Here is a 21486-nt window from a genome sequence, read left to right as displayed (position 1 = left end):
TATAAAATCTGTGCTTAAATTATTTTTAGTTACACTGAAACCTGAATCTTGAATGGTTATGGGTATAAAAGATGAATAGATGTTTACACTTATTATTCGTTACTAAGTTATGATAATTTATATATTGAGTTTATTAGCTATCTGCAATTATGTTTAATACTGATTTTTTACCTTCCGCACTCTTAACTTCTGAAGTGTCGTCTCAATTTTCAACGTTGCTTTATCCACAAATCATACCTTGGTTATTGCTATTTATTAGTATTTTTAGTGTTTTTATTAAACCTAAAGTGGCATGGTTTGGTATAGCTATTACTTTAATATCGTCTTTTTTATTGAATTCGATAAATTTAGTGGGAATTGGTGTGATCGCTGTTTTATTTAGCTTAGCGTTTGCGGCAAATAAAAATACCCACTATTGGGTTAAGGTAATACTTACCAGCCTAGTTATTATATTGTGTATTGGATTAGCCGCGCATTTATTACCGGGTTTTAATAATTTATTGGTGTTAGATAAGGTGAATAAGAGTATTAATAGCTCTGACTTTACTTTGTATTTAAATTTAGACAAACCGATGATTTTATTCGCGTTGTTGTTAATGGTGCCTACTATTTTGCAGCCTAATGTAAAGCCCTATTATTGCGAAAGGGTGGGTATTTTTCAGTTGTGTTTACTTATTGTTGTAGGATTTATTGTTATTTTTACGCTAGCTAGCGTTATAAGGTTAATACAGTTTGAACCCAATATTCCTAGGTGGTGGTGGCTCTTTGCTTTAAATAACTTATTGCTGACATGTGTGATTGAAGAGGTGTTTTTCAGGGGAGTTATTCAACAAAAACTCGCAACATATTTTAACCCTATAGCAGGTTTGTTTATTGCGAGTATTTTATTTGGTGTTGCACACTTCGCTGGAGGTTTAGCTTATGTATTAGTTGCTACATTAGCAGGTGTGCTATATGGTTTTATTTATCACGTTACAGGTAAAATAACTTACGCCATTTTAGGGCATTTTGTTTTAAACTTTATTCATTTAAGTTTGTTTACTTACCCTTTACTTAAATAACCTAACCCCACTAATTGAATGGTTATTTAGTACCTTTATAAAGCAGAGGGAAATAGCGATTATTAAGTGGTTGGCCTTTGCTTATTTTTATATCTGTACCACGTAGCATGGTTTCATCGGTATTACTCATTGTTCCGTCAGCAAAAACATTTAATACCATAGCTCGACGACTTCGTTGCGATTTGTTTTCAAAAGAGCCATGTAACATGAGTGGATGATGGAAACACGCATGTCCTTTTTTTAATACCATAGGTTCAGGTTTTATTTGCTCGCGTTGTTCATCGGTTAACTGTTCAAATATAGCATCCATTTCACCACCTAGTTCTAGCCTATTTAATAAGCCCCAGCGATGACTTCCTGGCACATAGTTTAAACATCCGTTTTCGGTGTCTGCATCGTCTAGGGCAATCCAACATGTAAGATGTTGCATTGGTACTGTTCTTATCCAGTATGAGTAGTCTTGATGCCAAGCAACTACGCCACCATGGTTAGCTGGTTTACAAAAAAGTTGGTCGTGCCACATACGAATGGCCTTATCTCCCAATAATTGGCTTGCCGGTTTAACAAAGGCTGGATTCCATAGGGCATCGTGAAAACCTGGTGTAATTCTCCAATGGCCTAAAGAATGAAATAGTACTGTATTAGGATCTGTCGACTGATTACCATGGTATTCATAAAACAACTCGCGACCAGGGTGGTTAGGCTCCCTTATTTGGTCAAGTTCTGCGCGCAATATATCAACTTGCTCTTCATCCAATATTTTTATATCGCTTACATAGCCGTATTTTTCAAAATGCTCAATTTGTTCTTTGCTTAATGAAAACGGTGCATAGTCTGATTCGTTAACTGCTTTTTTAAAAATATCTGATACTTGATGGTTATAGCTTGCTAGATCTTGTTGAGCCATTATTATTTTCCTCTTAGGTACATATTTTTATCATTATTCAAACTGTGTAAATGTATCATTAAGATAAAATTAAAAATAACACATAATTACCATAAAATAGTACATAGAAGTTAATTTGGATAACATCAACTCGCTCTAATATAAAAATAATTTTATGTTGTTTTTAGACCCATCGAAGAAGCGCTTGAGCAAAATCACTTCTGTGTTAATGCTTTTTATAAGGGAACGACCATTATTACAAAGCATTGTCTTGAATTGATATCGCTCAAGTGCTCTGAAATAGCCTCTTGAGTGGTAACGGGTATAGTGTGAAGTAGAGCAATTAAATAAAATAGAAACCATCACTGAGAATAATTCATATTTAGTGAACAGGGCAAGCAGAGAGAGAAAATAAACTCACGTTATTTAAATAACGAAATTATCGTGAGTTTTTATTTTAGGTATGTACGTAAATTTACTCTGAAATTTATTTTACATTCGCCCAAGGGTTACCTTTGCTTGCTGCTCTTTCTCGTGTTTTTATTGCTTTTTTAGCGCGTAAGCGTTCAGCATCTTCAAAGCTTAAATCAGCAGGTTCTTTGGTTTTTTGATCGGCAGGAACAATACGTGCTCGTGGCGGAAGTTGAAATTGTTCGTCGTCAGCTTTTGGTAGGCCTTTGTATTGATATAAATAAAAGGCTTCTACTTTTTCACGTGCCCAATCTGTTTTCTTCAAAAATTTAATGCTTGAAGCAATACTTGGATTTTTTCTAAAACAGTTAATGTTTAAGTAGGCGTCAAGTAAGTCGAACCCGTATTGGTCAACAATCTCATTTAATAAGGTTTCTAGTTTTAGGCCGTGAAGAGGGTTATTGTGGTATGGGTTTTCAGTTGTCATGGGCGGCCTTTTGGTAACATTATTAAAGAGTGTATTTATATAATTTGTTATTATAAATTTCCTGCAAGCGTATAGATAGTTTTTATTAAGTAACCTTTATTAAGCAAGTATTTTTTGTACCATCAATTGCAACTTTGGAAGCACATCAGTTTCAAACCATTCGTTTTTTTTCAACCAAATATTATTACGCGGGCTAGGGTGAGGCAGCACTAATTGTTGTTTAGTGAGTAAGGTTTGCCATTGAGACGCTAACTCAGTGATCGATTCGTTACGGTTTAAGTGCCACTTAGTTGCGTGTTTTCCTAGAATGATAGTGAGTTGAATATGGCTGAGTTCATTCATTAACGTTGACCGCCATGTTTTAGCACAGAGTGGTAATGGCGGTAAATCGCCTGATTTACCTGTTCCTGGATAACAAAACCCTATAGGAATAATGGCAAATAGTTCGGGATTGTAAAATTGTTCTTCAGTTACATCCAACCATTTACGTAATCTTTCACCGCTTTTGTCGTTAAAAGGAATCCCTTTTTCGTGAGTGACTATTCCTGGAGCTTGACCTGCGATAAGTATTTTACTGTTATTACTTGCTTGTAAAATAGGTAAAGGGTTAAGGGGAAGGTCGTTTTTACATAAGGTACACGACTTAATACTACGCAGAAGTTGATTGATATTATTGTTATTTTCTGAGTTGTTATTCAAAGTACAAAGCACTTTATTTACAAAGGGATATGATAAATTTATAACAATTTATGAGGAGAGTAAAATAACTAATTTGGGGAATAGCTTTAGAATGTATTCCCCAAAAAGTATTATCGGCTAGCGATTAAGGTTGTTTTACTTTTAGGTTCCATAGACTTAACTTCAATTAAGTTGAGTTTTGGATAATAAGTGATTGAAGCAAAAGCATCGTTACTTGGCTCGTAGGCTTTTTCTGCTATTTGAGAATAAAAATTATCATTAAAACTATCTTGTGCGAAAGTATTAGCAACACACTCTTCTTGAACAGTAAGCGATTTAGAGTCAATGCATTTAAATATTTCTGCTTTGTCTGCTACAGCAACTTGGCTAAAACTTAAAACAGCAACCATGGTTAACATACGTTTATACATTTTTTTCTCCTATTTCTTAATACCATATAATAGTAGCAAGGGAGTCGGGTTTTAGCTAACACATTAATATTACAATATTATGACACTGTGTTTTTATTTTTAAATATATTCATAAAGGAATGTTTAGTGTCTTTAGTAGGAATAAAAAAGCCCTTTAATAGTGAATTAAAAGGCTTTGATTTTATTATTTATTAAAGTAATTATTTGCTATTAGTATCTAAATTAATTGATTTTATTTTGTAATATTTTAAGTTTATTTTGTTCAACATTAATGAGTGCTTTGTATTTATTTGATGTGGCGAGCATTTCGTTAGATAAGGCCTGTTTGTATATTGCTCCTGCTCGATTGTTACTTGTATACAGAGATTTTGTTTCTAATAGCTTAAGCTCTTTATTCATTTTTATTGTTAAACTTTCTATTTTTTTAGACGTTCTATTGATCTTTTTATCTACAAGGTAATTTTGTGTGTTAGTTGATGAATTGGAATTATTGTCTGTTGGGAGTTGGTTGTTTGATTGATACGACTGAGTTTCATCAACGTGAATTTGGGTATTGTTATCATCGCAGGGCGTTTGGCTGAAAACGGTAGAGTCACCCACCTCACACTTATAAATTGTGGTTGCCGAAGTACAATAACTATATGTTAACAGTAAAATAAATAAAATATTTTGCATTCCAATCGCCTGAAAATCCATGTTGTTATGTTAATTGTATCGTTTTCACAAAATATTGAAAAGCGACTTTAATTACAGCCGAGGCTTATTTGTCGTATTGGTCAGTGACTTTGTAAGACATTACCTACAAAGGCGTAAGTGAATGATGGTTTTTTTACTGTTTTTATCTGGAGTTTTTGCGTAACTATTTGTTAATTATTGTTTTTTAAATATTTTGTATATTAATGATTATAATTGTTTTTTTTAGTCTCTAGGCAAAAAATATAAATTCTTTAATATTAACACTGTCAGGAAGGCATAGGATTTAAGAAAAAGCAGGAGCTTTTATCTAAGGAAAGTATAAGGATAAGTCGGGATGACTTAATTAATATGGATATTGCTAGGACGCTAGGGATAATAAAACTTCAGGGTGAGGTATTAGCAGGGATTGGCTAGCTTTAAATGAAAATACGACTTCGGTCGTATTTTTTTTTGCCTAAATTTTAGTTTGATGCTTTTAGTGTTTTTTGTTGCTTAAGTCGCAAAATGATCATAACGCTATTTTACTGAAACACCTTAATTGGCTCATCAATTCGTTATAAATTTCATTTTTTTGTCATAAAATAATCATATTAACCGATTAGATTTAAGTAAACTTTTATGAGGATTTATTATGGCAACTACACAATGGGATGATGTGAATTACGATGACGAAGAATTTACTGAGTTTTCAGAATTTGAAATTAAGAGCAGTGAAAAAAAACGAAAACGTCGTGATACAAAAATGATGAAACAGCAACAACGATTAAAGAAAGAATCTCCAGCCTCTGATGAATATGGGATATACAATTACTAATCTTTTTGTATTGAGCTATTTACTACAATATTTAAATAAGAATATCATTTATAGTTCCCTCCTTCTTATTATCACTTGATTAACAGCTTTAGGTGAATTTTTTCTTAAGGCTTTAATCAATTTTTATATGTTTCAACATGACTTAATAATCAAATAGTGTAAAAATACTTTTTATAGGGCATAGCGTTATTATTTTTTAGTTATTAAAGGCAAGTATGAATCAACAAGATCTGAAGCAATTTTTTCCTGCTGGCGGTGTGGTGAATGAAGATATTAATATTTTTGATGTCAAACCTACAAATCGAGATGACGTTTTAGTAGGGCAGGCTATTTTACCTTCGAGCGAATTAGTACAAAAAGTTGTTATTTATCAAGTGGATTTAGGAAATGGTAGTGAAGATTTAAGGACTATTTCTGCATCATGCCCACATCAAGGAGCCGATATTAGTCGGGATGAATTAAAGCCTGATGGCAATGTGTATTGTTCATTACATAGAAGACCTATTTGTATCTACAGTAAATATAATCAAGCTTACACGGTGATTAAACGTGATGAACAATACGTTATAACTAAAACTTAAAATACTTACTTATTTACCCATATCACCTCAAGATGCAGGTTTCAGTGGGAACTAAAAACAATTTAGGCGCAGATTTTACGCTCCAAACAAAATCTAAGGTCTGCATCCATGTATACAAGGCATTAAGTTTACGTCATGGTTATTCAATACCAAAAGCATAAATAGCTACTTCGTGATATTTTTCATTTGGCTTCAATAAGGTTGTAGGAAATTTAGGTTGATTCGCTGCTCCTACATGGTGTTGTGTTTCTAAGCAAAAGGCAATGTGTGGAGGATATTCAATACCTTTTTTACCTTTAGGTTTATGTGTTAACCCCATTGCGGCATAAAAGGTTACACCTGGCTGAGTTGTTGAAAGTTCTAGTGTTCGCCCTGACGTTGGCTCTACGACTTTAGCTACTTTTTTTAACGTACCATCATAATCATCAAAAACATAATTTTGGTGATAACCGTTTAGTGGTATTTGATGAATTTTGTCACCTACACGAGTCGGTTTTCGTAAATCCCAAGGCTTATCTGCAACAGTATCTATTTCACCTGTAGCTGTTACATCATCAGTTGATAATACAACATATTTGTCTGCATTTATTTCAACGATATGATCATAAATAAGTGCTTTCATACCATTAAGATTAAAGTAACCGTGGTGTGTAAAGTTTACATGTGTTTTTTTATCGGTTGTTGCTTCAAAGCTAACATGTACTTCATTTTTGTCGGTTAAGGTATAAGTCACAGTGGAGTTTAAGTTGCCAGGGAAGCCATGAGAGCCGTCTTTAGATGTATATGAAAAAATCAGTGCGGTTCCAAGTGTTGTTTGTTCAATTTTTGTCTTCCATACCGCAGTTTCAAACTCACCTCCACCATGAATAGTATTATCGCCATCATTTTGGTTTAATTGGTAGGTTGTTCCATCAATAGTAAATTTACCCGCTTTAATTCTATTGGTATAACGACCAATTGTGGCTCCAAAGCTTTGGTTAGGCGCCACATACTCTGCTAAAGAATCAAACCCTAAAACAATATCATCGAGTTTACCGTTTTTGTCGTGCACAAATAATGAAGTGATTTTTGCGCCATAATTTGTCATTTCTAAACGCATGCCATTTTTATTAGTTACGCTATATAAGTAAACAGGCTGATTTTTTACTTCTCCCCATAACTTTGTTGTTACATTAGCTTTACTTGGGGTTGATATTAAAAATAGCGAGAAAATAATACATAAAGAGTAACGTAGAGGTGGAAGTAGTATGTTAGTCATGGTGCTTTTCTTGATATGGTTTTTTATAGAATAAACAGCTAAGCACTTGTTAGCAAGTAAGAATTATTCAGCGATTTAGAGCGACTAAGTAAATAGCTTAACGGGGAGCTATTTACTTACATACTTTAGAGTTTATATAAATTTTTTAAATAACGGTCTGTTTTAGGAAGGTAATAATTATCATAATTTAATGAAAAAGCGACATGGTGAGCTTTACCTTTTAGTTCCTCTCTTGGTACAAAACCATACACTCTTGAGTCTGCGCTATTTCTACGATTATCGCCTAGGACTAAATAATGATCTGCAGGTACGGTAACTGTATTGAATGAAGCTAAATTAGGACTTCTAGTCGGGTCATATTTTACGATATGTTTAAATCCTACTAAATTTTCAAGCGTCTGTTTTCCATGGTTTTCTGTAACATTTAAGGCATAGTTTAGTCGCTTACCGTTAATGGTGAGCACTTCGTTAGTCATAGAAACTTTATCACCCGGTAAACCTATGACTCGTTTTATTAATCTATTTTCTGCAGCTTTTGATTCAAAAACAATAATATCGCCTCTATTTGGTTCACTCATTCTTGTTAATGTTATATTGGTTAATGGGACTTTTAAATCGTATGCCATCTTATTTACGACGACTCTGTCTCCTATTTCAATAGTCGGTTGCATAGAACCCGTAGGAACCGTATACCAGTCTGCTACGGCACTACGGAAAAATACCATGAGTACGATAAATGAGAATAAGCCTGTGTATTCTTTTATAAATAACCTCAATTTTACTTTTGCTATTTTTTTCATTTTATTGTCCCTTTTTAAGATAATTATATAGCTGAGTCTGACTTGTTAAGGGCTGATAAGTTGGCGAAAAAATGTGATGAAGTGTAAATAAATGTGAAAATGGAAAGCTTTACTTAGCCTGAATTCAGGTGACTTAATATACCCGTTATCATTCAATATGCTCTGAAATAGCCTTTTGATTGGTAACGGGTATAAACATAAGTAAATTTATAGTATTAGATAGTTATAACAGTTGATATAATGCAATTAATTAACGTTTTATCACTATTTTATTAGAGGTTCCTTGGATGTCGGAAGCTGAAAACCGTCCAACAAATTTTATTCGCCAAATTATTGATGCAGACCTAGAAAGTGGTAAGCATAGCGTAGTTCAAACCCGTTTTCCTCCTGAGCCTAATGGTTATTTACATATAGGCCATGCTAAGTCTATTTGTTTAAATTTTGGTATTGCACAAGACTATAAAGGCCATTGTAATTTACGTTTTGATGATACTAACCCTGAAAAAGAAGACATCGATTTTGTTAACTCAATTCAAGCAGATGTTAAATGGTTAGGCTTTGAATGGGCTGGTGATATTCGTTATTCATCAGATTATTTCGACCGTTTGCATGGTTTTGCAGTTGAACTAATTGAAAAAGGCTTAGCTTATGTTTGCTTTTTAAATGGTGAAGAAACGCGTGAATACCGTGGAACACTTAAAGCGCCAGGTAAAAATAGTCCTTATAGAGATACTTCTCCTGAGGAAAATTTAGCTCTTTTCAAAAAAATGAGAGAAGGAGGCTTTAAAGAAGGTGAATGTTCCTTACGAGCTAAAATAGATATGTCTTCAAGCTTCATGTGTTTACGTGATCCTATTATCTATCGTGTTAAATTTGCCGACCATCATCAAACAGGTGATAAATGGTGTATTTACCCAATGTACGATTTTACTCATTGTTTATCTGATGCCATCGAAGGTGTAACTCATTCATTATGTACTTTAGAGTTTCAAGACAACCGTCGACTTTATGATTGGGTGCTTAGTAATGTATCTATTGATATTACTCCTCATCAATACGAGTTTTCACGATTGAACCTTGAATATACCGTAATGAGTAAGCGTAAGTTACATACTTTAGTTGATGAAAAGCTTGTTACGGGTTGGGATGATCCGCGTATGCCAACCATTGCAGGTTTTAGACGTCGTGGTTATACAGCAGCTTCTATTCGCGAATTTACCAAGCGTATCGGTGTTACCAAAATGGATAACACGGTTGAAATGGGCGTATTAGAAGCCTGTATTCGTGAAGATTTAAATGATAATGCTCCTCGTGCTATGACGGTTCTTGACCCGATTAAATTGGTGATTGAAAACTACGATGATGCCAAAGTTGAAGAGCTAACGGTTAAAAACCATCCTAGTGATGACACACAAGGCACGCGTATTGTTCCTTTTAGCAAAGAGTTATACATTGAAGCTGAAGACTTTAGAGAAGAAGCTAATAAAAAGTACAAGCGTTTAGTTTTAGATAAAGCAGTACGTTTACGTGGGGCTTACGTGGTAACGGCTGTTCGTTGTGATAAGGATGCTGAAGGTAATGTTACAACGGTTTATTGTAAATACGACCCTGAAACATTAGGTAAAAACCCAACAGATGGCACTAAACCTAAAGGTGTTATTCATTGGGTATCTGCAGAACAAAGCCTTGATGCTGAAATTAGACTTTATGATCGCTTGTTTACGGTTGCAAACCCAAGTGCAGCTGAAGATTTTAATTCTGTAATTAATCCTGATTCACTTATTATTAATACTAAAGCTAAAGTAGAGCCTTATTTAGTTAACGCAAAACCTGAGCAAGCGTTTCAATTTGAACGCCAAGGTTACTTTTGTTTAGATAACTCTGAAGAATCAATTAAAGGTGACAAGTTAGTCTTTAATAGAACGGTTGGCTTAAGAGATACCTGGGCTAAAATGGGTGACTAGATATAGTCTGTTGCTATTCAAGGTACTTAAATAGCTATCTTGAATAGTTACGGGTATATACAGACATAAAAAAACCGACGAAAAGTCGGTTTTTTTATCAGTAGTATTAAAATTAATATACAGTATTAAATTTAATAATTACTTTTGCGATAAGCTTCACATTCATCAACATCATTACATTCACCATAAAGATATAAGCTATGGTTAGTGAGTTTTATGTTGTGCTCTTTTGAAATATCAAGCTGTCTTTGTTCAATCAACTCGTCTTCAAACTCAACCACTTTACCGCATTTTAAACACACTAAATGATCGTGATGCTTTTTATGAGAAAGTTCAAATACTGATTTACCACCTTCAAAGTGATGGCGAGAAACAATGCCAGCATCATCAAATTGGTTAAGTACACGATATACCGTCGCTAAACCTATTTCTTCATGTTGCTCTAACAAGATTTTATATACATCTTCAGCACTGATATGTTGATTGGCTGGATCTTGCAAGATAGACAGGATTTTTACTCTTGGAAGAGTAATTTTTAAACCAGCACGTTTTAGTTCTTCATTTTGATCAGGCATATATATTCTATTATTTTTTATTAATAATTAGGACAAAATTATAGGGGTTTATTCGTCAGGTTGAAAGGGTTTGTTTAAAGTTAGGCTGTTTAATTTAGTATTTTTCATGTTATATTGAGATAAAACAACTGGTACGATGTGTTTTTGTTGTTATTGGTATAACTAAATAGGTTAAGCGTAATGGACTGGATGTTTAAAAAAGCATGGGTAATGAAGTTGTTGCTAAATATTTGGCCACCTCTATTTTTTTCTCGGATTAAATTGGTGTCTATATCACCAGATTTTAAAAATGCACGTGTGCGTTTATCGTTAAGTGCTTGGAATAGTAACGCTGTTGGTTCTCATTTTGGAGGTTCTATCTTTGCAATGACTGACCCATTTTATATGTTAATGCTTATGCATTTTTTAAGGCGTGAATATCATGTATGGGATAAGTACTCAGATATAGACTTTATTAAACCAGGCAAAGGGAAAATTTATGCAGATTTTACACTTTCTGACGACGTGATTAATGACATTAAGCTTAGCGCAGAAAATGGTGAAAAATATTTACCAACTTTTGAAATAGAAATAAAAGATGAAAAGGGCGAGCTAATCGCTAGGGTAAATAAAACACTTTATATACGTAAGAAAAAGCATTTAAGATAAAGTAATAAAAAAGCTTTAATATATAAATATTAAAGCTTTTTTATTAAATGAGAGGAGAATAATAAAAGCTTATTCAGCAAACTCAGCTAAGCACATTTCATCATTAAGTTGGTTAACCCATTTAGTTACACGCTCGTCTGTTAGCTCAGCTTGTCTGTCTTCATCAATACATAAACCAATAAACGTATTATCGTCTATTAATCCTTTAGATGCTTCAAACTCGTAACCTTCAGTTGGCCAATGACCCACTAAAATAGCGCCTTTAGATTCTACAATATCACGTAATGGACCCATAGCATCACAAAAGTATTCAGAGTAATCTTCTTGATCACCTAAGCCGAATATCGCAACCAGTTTATCGGTAAAATCAATCTCTTCTAATTCAGGTAAAAAGTCATCCCAATCACACTGGTTTTCACCGTAATACCAAGTGGGTATACCAAGAATAAGTAAATCAAACTCTGCTATTTCTTCTTTAGTGCTTTTTGCAATATCTCTAACTTCAATTAGTTTTTTACCCAATTTTTTCTGGATCATCTTACTAACGGCTTCGGTATTACCTGTGTCACTTCCGAAAAACAAACCTACAATTGCCATGAATTTATAACCTTTTATCTGTAATCTAGCCCGTTGTTGAAAGGCTAATACTATTAATGTCTAAATGTTTTTTAACGATTGTGTCAATAACGATTCAATTAATTGGCTGCGGTTAACACCTTTTTTTTCTGCCAATTGCTCAAGTTGTTCAAATAACGATTGATGAATTTTAAATTCAACACGCTTTAATCCGTTATTTTTATCACGTTTAACTTGATTTCTTTTGTTGATCTTTATTTGCACACTGCGAGAATGGGGATTCGTTTTAGGGCGCCCCGGACGTTTTTCGTCTTGGAATAAATCAATTGTTGTTAAGTCTGTTATTTCTTTAGCCATACTATTTCTTTTTAACCTACGCCTTGGCTTTCCCAAATAAATTGGATAACGCCTTTTGCGATAAAACCTGCACATCCTAAAAATAAAACTAAATAAACAACGTATTGCCCGTTCTTGGGAACATTGTTACTTTTCATAACATCGTGAATTGTTATTCCAATAAAACCAAATATGGCTAAAAAAGCAAGATTAAGTGCTATTGCTTCAATTAATTCTAAATGCTCTGCTAACATAATTCACCCTAAAAAATTCAGGCCGTATAGTAGCATAGCCCTTCATCTAAGCCCAAATATTTTAGTCTTATAATACCCATATTAATTATGCTAAAAAACTGGCTACAATTTTATTAAATATTGAGGTTTTTTCTGCATGTAGCCAATGCCCAGCATCTTGAATTATTTTAGCTTTACTGTCAGGGAAAAGTGCCAGTATTTTGGGACGATGCTCTGCTAGGATGTAGTTTGATTGAGCACCTTTTATAAATAGTGTTTCGCCATTAAAAGTATGGGAAGTATCTAAACCTACCATGATCTGTTTATAGCAATTGCTGATAAAGTCTATATTACATTTAAAAGTTAACTGGTTATCAATTGTTGTTAGGTTGCGGAGTAGAAATTGACGCACGCCAGTCTCTTCAACATAATGTGATAGTTGGATATCTGCATCTTTTCTGTTTTTTATTACTGACAGGTCAATTGACTTTAAGCCTTCTCTTATTTGATTATGGTGCGGTGGATATTCTACCGGAGCAATATCGGCAACAATCAACTTATTTACTTTTTCAGGAAAGGCTAACGCGCAATGCATGGCTATTTTACCTCCCATTGAATGGCCTAAAAAGTGCGCTTTATCAATAGATAAATGTGCCATTACATTAATAATGTCTTGAGCCAGTTCTTGATAACTCATAGAGTTTTCATGAAACGAACTGCCGTGATTTCTTACATCTACACTGGTAACGGTATAATTTTCACGTAAACCTCTGGCAACCATATTTAAGTTTTCTAAGCTACCAAATAATCCGTGTATAAGAATAATATGCGGACCAGAGCCTTGTTGAGTGTAATTAAGTAACTGCATTAAAATCGCTTTTTCATTAATAAAGGGACTATTGTCGTTTTTTTTTATAAGTCTTGCAATTTTAATGAAATTATTTGGGGAGATCTTTTTTATAAAGTCGCGTTGAAACTTAAAAGATTGTAGAGACTTATAGTGAAGATAAGTATAATCACAATGCGCTCGTAGTATTTTAATCTCCAAGGTATCAAGGTAATTAATGAAAAATATCGAAATAGAAGAAGACCTTTATCAATATATCGCATCACAAACACAATTTATTGGCGAAAGTGCATCGTCTATATTACGTAGGCTTTTGTTTGAAAATGAACAACCTGCCAGTAGCATTGCTAACGATAAAGTAGCTAGTAGTATTGAACTTATCAAAGCTATAGAAGAGCCTGAGTTTGAAAATACCGTTGAACAAACAACAATAGATAGCCAACCTGTAACCCAAGAAATAGCAACGAACGAGTCTGTTTTTAATTATTTAAATAAAGAAGAGTTAGCTATGCAGCGAGGTGCGGTAGGGCGATTTTTGTTAATTCTTGGCGCTCTTTATCGTGTTCATACAAATAATTTTTCTGTTGTTTCAGATATTAGAGGCAGAGACCGTTTATATTTTTCCGCAAACTTGAATGAATTAACTGAAAGCGGAAGCAGTACTAAACCTTTCCAAATTCCAGAAAGCCCTTACTGGGTTGTTACTAATTCAAATACTACTCGTAAAAAAATGATTTTAACAAAAGTCGCTATAGCTTTAGGTTATAGTGAAAGTGAAGCGGAAGATATTCGAGAATTATTGTAGATAGATGGTTCAAAAATTTAATTAAACATTAGAGGATATTACATGTCAGTTCACCCTCATGCAGGAAAGCCAGCTCGACCAGAAGATCGTATTAATATTGGTCGGTTAGTGAGTGATTATTTTTTACAAACACCCGATGTAAATATTGTTGAACAGAAAGTGACTTTTGGTACATCAGGTCACCGTGGAAGTGCAAGTTTATTAAGTTTTAACGAATGTCATATTATTGCTATTTGCCAAGCAGTTGCAGAATATAGAACTGTACAAGGTTATAAAGGTCCGTTATTTTTAGGTAAAGATACACATGCTTTGTCGGAGCCTGCATTTGCTACAGCAATTGAGGTGTTAATTGGTAATAATGTACCTGTTGTTATTCAACATGATGATGGCTTTACACCAACACCTGTTATTTCTCGTTTAATTATTAGCCATAACAAAAATAATACAGATCAAGCTGACGGACTAATCATTACTCCATCGCATAATCCGCCAACCGATGGCGGTATTAAATATAATCCTCCTCATGGTGGTCCTGCAGAAGGCGAAGTCACTAAACTGATTGAACAACGTGCTAACGATATTATTTTAGCCCAGTTAAAAGATGTTAAGAAAACAGCTTTCACACAAGCACTAAGTTCACCTTTATTAACGAAACAAAACTTTATTGAGCATTATGTGAACCAGCTTGATCAAGTTATCGATATGGACGCTATTGCTAAATCAGGCGTTACTATTGGTGTTGATCCTTTAGGTGGTTCAGGTATTCATTACTGGCCTGTTATTGCTGAAAAGTATGGAATTAACATCGAAATAGTTAACCCCGTAGTAGACGCTAGCTTTGCATTTATGCCATTAGATAAAGATGGGAAAATCCGTATGGATTGTTCATCTCCATATGCTATGGCTGGCTTAATTGCCATGAAAGACAAGTTTGATGTTGCCGTAGGTAATGATCCTGATTTTGATCGCCATGGTATCGTCACTAAGTCTGGCGGTTTAATGAACCCTAATCATTATCTTGCTGTTTCTATTGAATATTTAATGACGCATCGTGATTGGCCGTCAAGCTGTAAAATAGGTAAAACTTTAGTGTCAAGTTCATTAATTGACCGTGTTGCTGATATGATTGAACGTCCTTTATCAGAAGTGCCTGTTGGTTTTAAATGGTTTGTAGACGGTTTACACGACAGCAGTTATGCCTTTGGTGGTGAAGAAAGTGCTGGCGCATCATTTTTAGCAAGAGATGGTTCATGTTGGACGACTGATAAAGATGGTTTTATCATGGCTTTATTAGCGGCTGAAATGTTAGCTGTAACAGGCCAAGATCCTCATCAACGTTTTGAAGCTATTGCTGCTAAATTAGGTAAGCCTTTTTACGGAAGAGTAGATGCCGTAGCAAGCTTACAACAAAAAGCGGTATTAACAGCGTTAACAGCTGATGCAATTAAAACAACAATTTTAGCTGGTGAAGAAATTACGCAAATACTTTCTCATGCTTCAGGTAACAATGCTGCGATTGGTGGTATTAAAGTAACGACTAAGAATGGCTGGTTTGCTGCTCGTCCGTCAGGAACTGAAGATGTTTATAAAATTTATGCGGAGAGTTTTATTAGTGATGAACATTTACAGCTTATATTCTCTGAAGCTAAAGTGATTGTTAGCGCTGCATTTACTGATGCTGGCGTAGTATAAGTATTTATACCAATCGCAATAACCAATTGATCATTTATACTCGCTTAAATGGCCAATTACATCGTTATTTATTTAATAATTAGAGCACTCCTTATTAAAATAAATGCCTCGCCTACAGGACGTAGGTGCTTAGGTTCAGTCTGGAACGATGAACCTGTGTATTTGAGCATTTACTCTTCGTATAAAATAGGTCAATTCATTAATGCGTTTGGTATTATTTTTAAATAAATAAAATTGTTTTATTCGCATAAATATTCGCATATTTTTTATTTAAAGCAATGTAACTATTCTTAAAGGTTTGTTATGAGTAGCTCTCTTTATAAAGCTCAGGGAAATAGAAAGTAAGTGAATGAATAATTATACAAAACTTTAAAAAAAGGTGCTTTATTGCACCTTTTTATTTGCCTGAAATTTAACGTAGAATAGTTTTTTAGCTATGTAAATAGAGGTTTTATGAGTACATTAAGTGAACATCAAAAAGAGTTACAAACCAGCGGTGACTTTCTTAAATTAAGTCGTGAAAATGAATGGTCTTTAGCTGAACCTTTTTCATTTATTGTAAATTCTAGTAATACTTCAACTAATATATCTACAAAAGTTACTGTGTTAGATACAGGTATCATATCTTTTGAACCCGACTGTAATACGACTCAAGATATTGTTTTATCAAGTGCTATTCATGGTAATGAAACTGCACCTATCGAAATTTGTAATACGTTAATTAAACAATTAATATTCGGTGAAATAGCCGCTACACAAAGAGTATTGTTTTTGTTTGGTAACCCCGCATCTATTAATATAGGTAAACGGTTTGTTGAAGAAAACATGAACCGCCTTTTTTCAGGCGCTCACTCAAAACCTGCTGCTGATGGTTCATTAGTTATCAATAAAGAGAGAACAAGAGCTAAATTACTTGAAAACACGGTACGAAGATTTTATCAACAAGGTGATCAAGTCGCTTCAAGTCGCAGTCGTTGTCATTATGATTTACACACTGCGATAAGAGGGTCAAAAAATGACAAATTTGCCGTGTATCCTTTTCAGCATGAAAAACCATGGAAGAAAGAACAACTACTTTTTTTAAAGCAATGTGGAATTACTACTGTGTTGCTTTCTCATTCGCCAACCACTACCTTCAGTTACTTTTCAGCCAATGAGTTTGGTGCTGATGCTTTTACCGTTGAACTAGGTAAAGTTAAACCCTTTGGTGAAAACAACATGAATAATTTTACCCAGGTGACCAATACACTCTTAGCACTCATTACGGGTGCAGATATTGAATTAGGAGATTACAATCCTGATGATTTTGATGTGTTTGAAATTTACCAAACGATAAACCGTGAAGCAGAAAATTTTCGATTAAACTTTGCTGACGATGTTGATAATTTCACCTCTTTTCCGCTCAATTATGTTTTAGCTTTTGATGGTGATAAAGAAGTTAAAGTAAAACAAGATGGTGAAGCGATTATCTTCCCTAATGCTGATGTTGCTATCGGACAAAGAGCTTTATTAACGGTTACTCCTACCATTATTTTATAACCTATTTGTTCCTTTCAAATTAAGTTTTGAGGGCTCACTTAATTTTTGTGAATTAATAGTAATTGAATTTACAAATTCAATTACTATTAATCGTCTTTCTCTACTGTTTTTTCGCTTTATATTCCCCGTGTTTTAGGCAAAAAAAGTCTTAGTTACCTCGTAACGTTTATTTTACATAGCCTTATTTTAATAGCTTTCAAGGAATGGTGTAAACTATATAATACAAAACCATCTGTTTTTTAAATACGTCGCAGTATGCATTTTTTTGTAATTAAGTTTACGTGAACGTAAAGTTTAAGTCGTGAATATGAAATCAATACAAACAAGTTGATTTTTGAATCTATACTTATCAAAAGCATGAAAAAATAATAAGTATTTTTTGTAACCGTACTAAAAAGAGATCGCTATGAACCGTGACGAATATAAACAAGGATTGGATGTACATACTCCTGTCTTTATTGATGGTCATTCAGTCGAAATTCCAGTTCTTAAAATTCTTAACCATGATGGAACCGTGTTTCCAGGAGCAGAATTACCTGAAATTAATCAAGAGCTTGCTGTTAAAATTTATCAATCATTCGTCTTTCATCGAGTATTAGATGAACGTATGGTGGCATCACAGCGTCAAGGACGATTAAGTTTTTATTTGACAGCATTAGGTGAAGAAGCCACTACTATTGGTGGTACTGCGGGCCTTGAGCCACAAGATATGATCATGGCGCAATACCGTGAACAAGGCGCTTTAATTTTTAGAGGTTTTAGCCTTGAAAATTTTATGAATCAAATGTTCAGTAATGAAAAAGATTTAGGAAAAGGCAGACAAATGCCTATTCATTATGGTTCAAATGATTTGAATTACATGACGGTATCTTCGCCTTTAGCTACCCAAATCCCTCAAGCTTCAGGTTATGCATACGGACAGAAACTCCAAGGTTTAAATGCTGTTACGCTTTGCTATTTTGGCGAAGGCGCTGCCTCAGAAGGAGATTTTCATGCAGGCTTAAACATGGCTGCTGTACATAATGCTCCAGTGATCTTTTTCTGTAGAAACAATGGTTATGCTATTTCTACTCCATCAGATGAACAGTTTAGAGGTAATGGTATTGCATCACGTGGTGTTGGGTACGGGATTAAAACCATTCGTGTCGATGGTAATGATGTTTTAGCTGTTTTAAAAGCAACTCAAGTAGCTCGTGATTATGCGGTTAAAGAACACAAACCTGTATTAATTGAAGGTATGACTTATCGTTTAGGTGCACATTCTACTTCTGATGATCCAACGGGTTATAGAACGCGTGAAGAAGAAGAGAAGTGGCAAAAAAATGATCCTGTTTTACGCATGAAAAAATGGATGGAAGCTAATAATTGGTGGAATGAAACTCAAGAAAATGAGTTGAAAGAGGAATACAAAGATAAAATTTTAGCAGCAGTCAAAGTGGCTGAAAAAATTGATAAACCACCTGTTGAAGATCTTATTACCGATGTATACGACATACCGACACCTCAATTAACACGTCAGTTAAATGAATTAAAAGAACATATTAAAAAATACCCTGACGCTTATCCGTTTACTGCAGGGAGAATTAAATAATGGCACAAATGAATTTATTACAAGCGATTAATAACGCATTAGATATTGCCATGTCTGAAAACGATAGAGCTCTATGCTTTGGTGAAGATGTTGGTCATTTTGGTGGGGTTTTTAGAGCAACAAGTGGCTTACAGGAAAAACATGGTAAAGCGCGTTGTTTCAATACGCCGCTTGTAGAGCAAGGCATAATTGGCTTTGCCAACGGTTTAGCAGCACAAGGCAGTGTTCCCATTGCTGAAATACAATTTGCCGATTATATTTTTCCTGCTTTTGATCAAATTGTGAATGAAACTGCAAAATTTCGATACCGTAGTGGTAACCAATTTAATGTAGGTAATTTAACTATTCGTACTCCTTACGGTGGAGGTATTGCCGGTGGTTTGTATCATAGCCAATCGCCAGAAGCATACTTTGCACACACTCCTGGATTAAAAGTTGTTGTTCCGCGTAATCCGTATCAAGCCAAAGGTTTATTATTAGCTGCTATTCGAGATAAAAACCCGGTTATATTTTTTGAACCTAAAAAACTCTATCGTGCATCGGTAGGAGAAGTACCAGAGGAAGATTACCAATTACCACTTGGCAAAGCTGAGGTCGTGAAAGAAGGTAAAGACATTACTTTGCTTGCATGGGGTGCTCAAATGGAAATTATAGAAAAGGCTGCTGATTTAGCGGAAAAGTCTGGAATTTCATGTGAAGTTATTGATTTACGCTCTATTTTACCATGGGATGTTGATACTATTTCTGCTTCTGTAATCAAAACAGGGCGTTTATTAATAAACCAAGAAGCTCCTTTAACTAGTGGTTTTGCCAGTGAGATAGCCGCAACAATACAAGATGAATGCTTCTTGCATTTAGAGTCTCCTATTGAACGTGTGTGTGGTATGGATACGCCGTATCCATTGGCGTTAGAAAAAGAATACGTAGCAGATCACCTTAAGGTGTTTGAAGCCATCAAACGTAGTGTTAATTTTTAGGGGATTGAAATGACCATCGATTTTATATTACCAGATATTGGTGAAGGTATTGTTGAATGCGAGCTTGTAGAATGGCTTGTATCAGAAGGCGAACATATTGTAGAAGATCAGCCTATTGCTGATGTAATGACAGACAAAGCATTAGTACAAATTCCTGCTATGCATAATGGTGTTGTTGAAAAACTCTATTATCAGCAAGGTGAAATTGCGAAGGTTCATTCGCCGTTATTTTCGATGACGGTTGAAGGTGATAATGAAAGTGAAGAAGTTGTTGAAGTGCCAACTCAGCAAGAAAGTACCGCTGTGAATGTTGTAGAACAAACAACAACTTCTAACGCAATGATCATCGAAGACTTTATTTTACCCGATATTGGTGAAGGTATTGTTGAATGTGAACTTGTTGAGTGGTTGGTGAAAGAAGGTGATTTAATTGAAGAAGATCAGCCTATTGCTGATGTAATGACAGATAAAGCATTAGTACAAATTCCTGCAATGCACAAAGGTAAAGTGACTAAGTTATATTATCAAAAAGGTGATATCGCTAAAGTTCATACACCTTTATTTGCAGTTGAATATTTATCTAATTCAGTGGTTTCAGCTGCAACTATAGCAGAGCCAGAAAAAGTAGCTAGTCAGGCAGTAAATAAACCAATAGCAGCTAAAACTGATACTTGTACGACTAACATTATTAATAAAAAAGCGATAGCGAGCCCTGCGGTACGTAGGGTCGCCAAAGAACTTAATGTAAATATTAATGAAGTTGCGGGGTCTGGTAAAAAAGGCCGAGTATACAAAGAAGATATTCACGCTTTTGTTGAAGCACCAAAAGCAAGTGATATGAGTACTACAACGCTTGTTAAATCAGGCGGTACACGTACAGAAGCGATCAAAGGTATTAAAGCGGTAATGGCGAAAGCCATGGTGGATTCTGTTTCTAGCATTCCTCATTTTACCTATTGTGATGAAATAGATTTAACGGATTTAATTGCAATAAGAACAGAACTAAAAGAGCATTATGCTAAGCAAGACATTAAATTAACTTTAATGCCCTTCTTTATGAAAGCTATGTCGTTAGCGTTAACTGAATTTCCTATTATTAATACCAAAGTAAATGCAGATTGCACCGAAATTACTTATTTTGATGATCACAACATTGGTATGGCAGTAGATTCTAAAATAGGTTTGTTAGTACCTAATGTTAAGTCAGTTCAAACTCAATCTATTATTGATTTAGCACAAGAAATTACACGTTTAACAAACGACGCACGTTCAGGTCGTGTTGCTGCCAACGATTTAAAAGGCGGTACTATTTCAATCTCTAATATAGGTGCAATTGGAGGAACGATTGCTACTCCAATTATTAACAAGCCTGAATCAGCCATTGTTGCATTAGGTAAGTTACAAAAACTGCCTCGATTTGATGATAAAGGTAATGTTGTAGCTCGTTCAATTATGCAGGTAAGTTGGTCGGGCGATCATCGTACTATTGACGGTGGAACTATTGCGAGATTCTGTAATTTATGGAAATCGTATCTAGAAAACCCAACGTTAATGATGATGAATATGGCGTAATAGCGTTTAAAAAAATGCCCCACACTAA

Annotated in this window: 23 protein-coding genes; 11 read left to right on the top strand and 12 right to left on the bottom strand. The window is 34.5% G+C overall.

Features of this window, described 5'->3' with window-relative positions:
• Window positions 1-149 precede the first annotated feature (149 nt).
• Window positions 150-1061, top strand: coding sequence for a CPBP family intramembrane glutamic endopeptidase (locus tag ACM9HF_RS05065; RefSeq protein WP_473615048.1), 912 nt, complete (start codon window positions 150-152; stop codon window positions 1059-1061).
• Between the two features lie 22 nt (window positions 1062-1083).
• On the opposite strand, the gene ACM9HF_RS05060 is transcribed toward ACM9HF_RS05065, so the two are convergent.
• From ACM9HF_RS05060 to ACM9HF_RS05040, 5 genes are all read right to left on the bottom strand, one after another.
• Window positions 1084-1968 (bottom strand): phytanoyl-CoA dioxygenase family protein, encoded by an 885-nt coding sequence (locus ACM9HF_RS05060; protein ID WP_473615044.1) that lies wholly within the window; start codon window positions 1966-1968, stop codon window positions 1084-1086.
• 466 nt (window positions 1969-2434) lie between these two features.
• A complete protein-coding gene (locus ACM9HF_RS05055) occupies window positions 2435-2845 on the bottom strand; it encodes a VF530 family protein (protein ID WP_076419147.1) in 411 nt (136 codons plus the stop codon).
• 99 nt (window positions 2846-2944) lie between these two features.
• The gene (locus tag ACM9HF_RS05050) at window positions 2945-3544 is read right to left on the bottom strand and encodes a uracil-DNA glycosylase family protein (protein WP_473615040.1); all 600 of its coding nucleotides are present in this window, start codon (window positions 3542-3544) and stop codon (window positions 2945-2947) included.
• Window positions 3545-3654: 110 nt separating this feature from the next.
• Window positions 3655-3954, bottom strand: coding sequence for a hypothetical protein (locus tag ACM9HF_RS05045; protein ID WP_077338389.1), 300 nt, complete (start codon window positions 3952-3954; stop codon window positions 3655-3657).
• A gap of 222 nt (window positions 3955-4176) precedes the next feature.
• Window positions 4177-4629 carry a hypothetical protein gene (locus ACM9HF_RS05040; RefSeq protein ID WP_473615035.1) on the bottom strand — a complete coding sequence of 151 codons (453 nt, stop codon included), beginning with the start codon at window positions 4627-4629 and terminating at the stop codon, window positions 4177-4179.
• Window positions 4630-5281: 652 nt separating this feature from the next.
• Between ACM9HF_RS05040 and ACM9HF_RS05035 the strand changes: the two genes are divergently transcribed.
• Both ACM9HF_RS05035 and ACM9HF_RS05030 read left to right on the top strand, forming a co-directional pair.
• On the top strand, window positions 5282-5464 hold the full coding sequence (locus ACM9HF_RS05035; RefSeq protein WP_473615031.1) for a hypothetical protein: 183 nt from the start codon (window positions 5282-5284) through the stop codon (window positions 5462-5464).
• A gap of 215 nt (window positions 5465-5679) precedes the next feature.
• A complete protein-coding gene (locus tag ACM9HF_RS05030; protein WP_473615028.1) occupies window positions 5680-6045 on the top strand; it encodes a Rieske 2Fe-2S domain-containing protein in 366 nt (121 codons plus the stop codon).
• Between the two features lie 139 nt (window positions 6046-6184).
• On the opposite strand, the gene ACM9HF_RS05025 is transcribed toward ACM9HF_RS05030, so the two are convergent.
• Together ACM9HF_RS05025 and lepB are read right to left on the bottom strand one after the other, a co-directional pair.
• Window positions 6185-7303, bottom strand: a complete 1119-nt coding sequence (locus tag ACM9HF_RS05025) for an aldose epimerase family protein (RefSeq protein ID WP_473615025.1) — start codon at window positions 7301-7303, stop codon at window positions 6185-6187.
• 125 nt (window positions 7304-7428) lie between these two features.
• A complete protein-coding gene (lepB, locus tag ACM9HF_RS05020) occupies window positions 7429-8103 on the bottom strand; it encodes a signal peptidase I (RefSeq protein WP_473615024.1) in 675 nt (224 codons plus the stop codon).
• A 287-nt stretch (window positions 8104-8390) separates the two neighbouring features.
• Here lepB and glnS point away from each other — a divergent pair, with 287 nt between their 5' ends.
• Window positions 8391-10067 carry a glutamine--tRNA ligase gene (gene glnS, locus ACM9HF_RS05015; RefSeq protein ID WP_473615023.1) on the top strand — a complete coding sequence of 559 codons (1677 nt, stop codon included), beginning with the start codon at window positions 8391-8393 and terminating at the stop codon, window positions 10065-10067.
• 131 nt (window positions 10068-10198) lie between these two features.
• Here the strand turns inward: glnS and fur are convergent, their stop codons facing one another.
• On the bottom strand, window positions 10199-10642 hold the full coding sequence (fur, locus tag ACM9HF_RS05010) for a ferric iron uptake transcriptional regulator (protein ID WP_473615020.1): 444 nt from the start codon (window positions 10640-10642) through the stop codon (window positions 10199-10201).
• 180 nt (window positions 10643-10822) lie between these two features.
• Between fur and ACM9HF_RS05005 the strand changes: the two genes are divergently transcribed.
• Window positions 10823-11290 carry a DUF4442 domain-containing protein gene (locus ACM9HF_RS05005; protein WP_473615017.1) on the top strand — a complete coding sequence of 156 codons (468 nt, stop codon included), beginning with the start codon at window positions 10823-10825 and terminating at the stop codon, window positions 11288-11290.
• Between the two features lie 69 nt (window positions 11291-11359).
• Here the strand turns inward: ACM9HF_RS05005 and fldA are convergent, their stop codons facing one another.
• The 4 genes from fldA to ACM9HF_RS04985 form a co-directional block, all read right to left on the bottom strand.
• Window positions 11360-11887, bottom strand: coding sequence for a flavodoxin FldA (gene fldA, locus ACM9HF_RS05000; RefSeq protein ID WP_473615014.1), 528 nt, complete (start codon window positions 11885-11887; stop codon window positions 11360-11362).
• A gap of 60 nt (window positions 11888-11947) precedes the next feature.
• The gene (gene ybfE / locus ACM9HF_RS04995) at window positions 11948-12223 is read right to left on the bottom strand and encodes a LexA regulated protein (RefSeq protein ID WP_473615010.1); all 276 of its coding nucleotides are present in this window, start codon (window positions 12221-12223) and stop codon (window positions 11948-11950) included.
• Between the two features lie 11 nt (window positions 12224-12234).
• Window positions 12235-12456: a DUF2788 domain-containing protein gene (locus ACM9HF_RS04990; RefSeq protein ID WP_473615007.1), complete on the bottom strand. Its 222-nt coding sequence runs from the start codon at window positions 12454-12456 to the stop codon at window positions 12235-12237.
• Window positions 12457-12541: 85 nt separating this feature from the next.
• The gene (locus ACM9HF_RS04985) at window positions 12542-13303 is read right to left on the bottom strand and encodes an alpha/beta fold hydrolase (protein WP_473615003.1); all 762 of its coding nucleotides are present in this window, start codon (window positions 13301-13303) and stop codon (window positions 12542-12544) included.
• A gap of 196 nt (window positions 13304-13499) precedes the next feature.
• On the opposite strand from ACM9HF_RS04985, the gene seqA reads away from it, so the two are divergent.
• The 6 genes from seqA (at window position 13500) to ACM9HF_RS04955 (ending at window position 21458) form a co-directional block, all read left to right on the top strand.
• Window positions 13500-14087 (top strand): replication initiation negative regulator SeqA, encoded by a 588-nt coding sequence (gene seqA, locus ACM9HF_RS04980; RefSeq protein WP_473615000.1) that lies wholly within the window; start codon window positions 13500-13502, stop codon window positions 14085-14087.
• Window positions 14088-14129: 42 nt separating this feature from the next.
• Window positions 14130-15779, top strand: a complete 1650-nt coding sequence (gene pgm / locus ACM9HF_RS04975; protein ID WP_473614996.1) for a phosphoglucomutase (alpha-D-glucose-1,6-bisphosphate-dependent) — start codon at window positions 14130-14132, stop codon at window positions 15777-15779.
• Between the two features lie 453 nt (window positions 15780-16232).
• Window positions 16233-17318 (top strand): succinylglutamate desuccinylase, encoded by a 1086-nt coding sequence (astE, locus tag ACM9HF_RS04970; protein ID WP_473614992.1) that lies wholly within the window; start codon window positions 16233-16235, stop codon window positions 17316-17318.
• Window positions 17319-17724: 406 nt separating this feature from the next.
• Window positions 17725-18909: a thiamine pyrophosphate-dependent dehydrogenase E1 component subunit alpha gene (locus ACM9HF_RS04965; protein WP_473614988.1), complete on the top strand. Its 1185-nt coding sequence runs from the start codon at window positions 17725-17727 to the stop codon at window positions 18907-18909.
• The gene (locus ACM9HF_RS04960) at window positions 18909-19886 is read left to right on the top strand and encodes an alpha-ketoacid dehydrogenase subunit beta (RefSeq protein ID WP_473614986.1); all 978 of its coding nucleotides are present in this window, start codon (window positions 18909-18911) and stop codon (window positions 19884-19886) included. Before ACM9HF_RS04965 ends, ACM9HF_RS04960 begins: the two co-directional genes overlap by 1 nt.
• Before the next feature lie 9 nt (window positions 19887-19895).
• A complete protein-coding gene (locus ACM9HF_RS04955) occupies window positions 19896-21458 on the top strand; it encodes a dihydrolipoyllysine-residue acetyltransferase (protein WP_473614982.1) in 1563 nt (520 codons plus the stop codon).
• The last annotated feature ends 28 nt before the right edge of the window (window positions 21459-21486 follow it).

The organism is Colwellia sp. RE-S-Sl-9 (assembly GCF_048296855.1).
Classification (GTDB): Bacteria; Pseudomonadota; Gammaproteobacteria; order Enterobacterales; family Alteromonadaceae; genus Pseudocolwellia.
This window is presented reverse-complemented; position numbering and strand designations above follow the sequence as displayed.

Bases quoted from the DNA above. Each gene is read 5' to 3' on its own strand.
- ACM9HF_RS04955 (WP_473614982.1), top strand. From the start codon at position 19,896: ATGACCATCGATTTTATATTACCAGATATTGGTGAAGGTATTGTTGAA.
- ACM9HF_RS05040 (WP_473615035.1), bottom strand. From the start codon at position 4,629: ATGCAAAATATTTTATTTATTTTACTGTTAACATATAGTTATTGTACT.
- ACM9HF_RS05005 (WP_473615017.1), top strand. From the start codon at position 10,823: ATGGACTGGATGTTTAAAAAAGCATGGGTAATGAAGTTGTTGCTAAAT.
- ACM9HF_RS04990 (WP_473615007.1), bottom strand. From the start codon at position 12,456: ATGTTAGCAGAGCATTTAGAATTAATTGAAGCAATAGCACTTAATCTT.
- lepB (WP_473615024.1), bottom strand. From the start codon at position 8,103: ATGAAAAAAATAGCAAAAGTAAAATTGAGGTTATTTATAAAAGAATAC.
- ACM9HF_RS04960 (WP_473614986.1), top strand. From the start codon at position 18,909: ATGGCACAAATGAATTTATTACAAGCGATTAATAACGCATTAGATATT.
- fldA (WP_473615014.1), bottom strand. From the start codon at position 11,887: ATGGCAATTGTAGGTTTGTTTTTCGGAAGTGACACAGGTAATACCGAA.
- ACM9HF_RS05045 (WP_077338389.1), bottom strand. From the start codon at position 3,954: ATGTATAAACGTATGTTAACCATGGTTGCTGTTTTAAGTTTTAGCCAA.
- glnS (WP_473615023.1), top strand. From the start codon at position 8,391: ATGTCGGAAGCTGAAAACCGTCCAACAAATTTTATTCGCCAAATTATT.
- ACM9HF_RS04965 (WP_473614988.1), top strand. From the start codon at position 17,725: ATGAACCGTGACGAATATAAACAAGGATTGGATGTACATACTCCTGTC.
- ACM9HF_RS05055 (WP_076419147.1), bottom strand. From the start codon at position 2,845: ATGACAACTGAAAACCCATACCACAATAACCCTCTTCACGGCCTAAAA.
- ybfE (WP_473615010.1), bottom strand. From the start codon at position 12,223: ATGGCTAAAGAAATAACAGACTTAACAACAATTGATTTATTCCAAGAC.
- ACM9HF_RS05060 (WP_473615044.1), bottom strand. From the start codon at position 1,968: ATGGCTCAACAAGATCTAGCAAGCTATAACCATCAAGTATCAGATATT.
- ACM9HF_RS05035 (WP_473615031.1), top strand. From the start codon at position 5,282: ATGGCAACTACACAATGGGATGATGTGAATTACGATGACGAAGAATTT.
- fur (WP_473615020.1), bottom strand. From the start codon at position 10,642: ATGCCTGATCAAAATGAAGAACTAAAACGTGCTGGTTTAAAAATTACT.
- ACM9HF_RS05065 (WP_473615048.1), top strand. From the start codon at position 150: ATGTTTAATACTGATTTTTTACCTTCCGCACTCTTAACTTCTGAAGTG.
- ACM9HF_RS04985 (WP_473615003.1), bottom strand. From the start codon at position 13,303: ATGCAGTTACTTAATTACACTCAACAAGGCTCTGGTCCGCATATTATT.
- ACM9HF_RS05030 (WP_473615028.1), top strand. From the start codon at position 5,680: ATGAATCAACAAGATCTGAAGCAATTTTTTCCTGCTGGCGGTGTGGTG.
- seqA (WP_473615000.1), top strand. From the start codon at position 13,500: ATGAAAAATATCGAAATAGAAGAAGACCTTTATCAATATATCGCATCA.
- pgm (WP_473614996.1), top strand. From the start codon at position 14,130: ATGTCAGTTCACCCTCATGCAGGAAAGCCAGCTCGACCAGAAGATCGT.
- ACM9HF_RS05025 (WP_473615025.1), bottom strand. From the start codon at position 7,303: ATGACTAACATACTACTTCCACCTCTACGTTACTCTTTATGTATTATT.
- astE (WP_473614992.1), top strand. From the start codon at position 16,233: ATGAGTACATTAAGTGAACATCAAAAAGAGTTACAAACCAGCGGTGAC.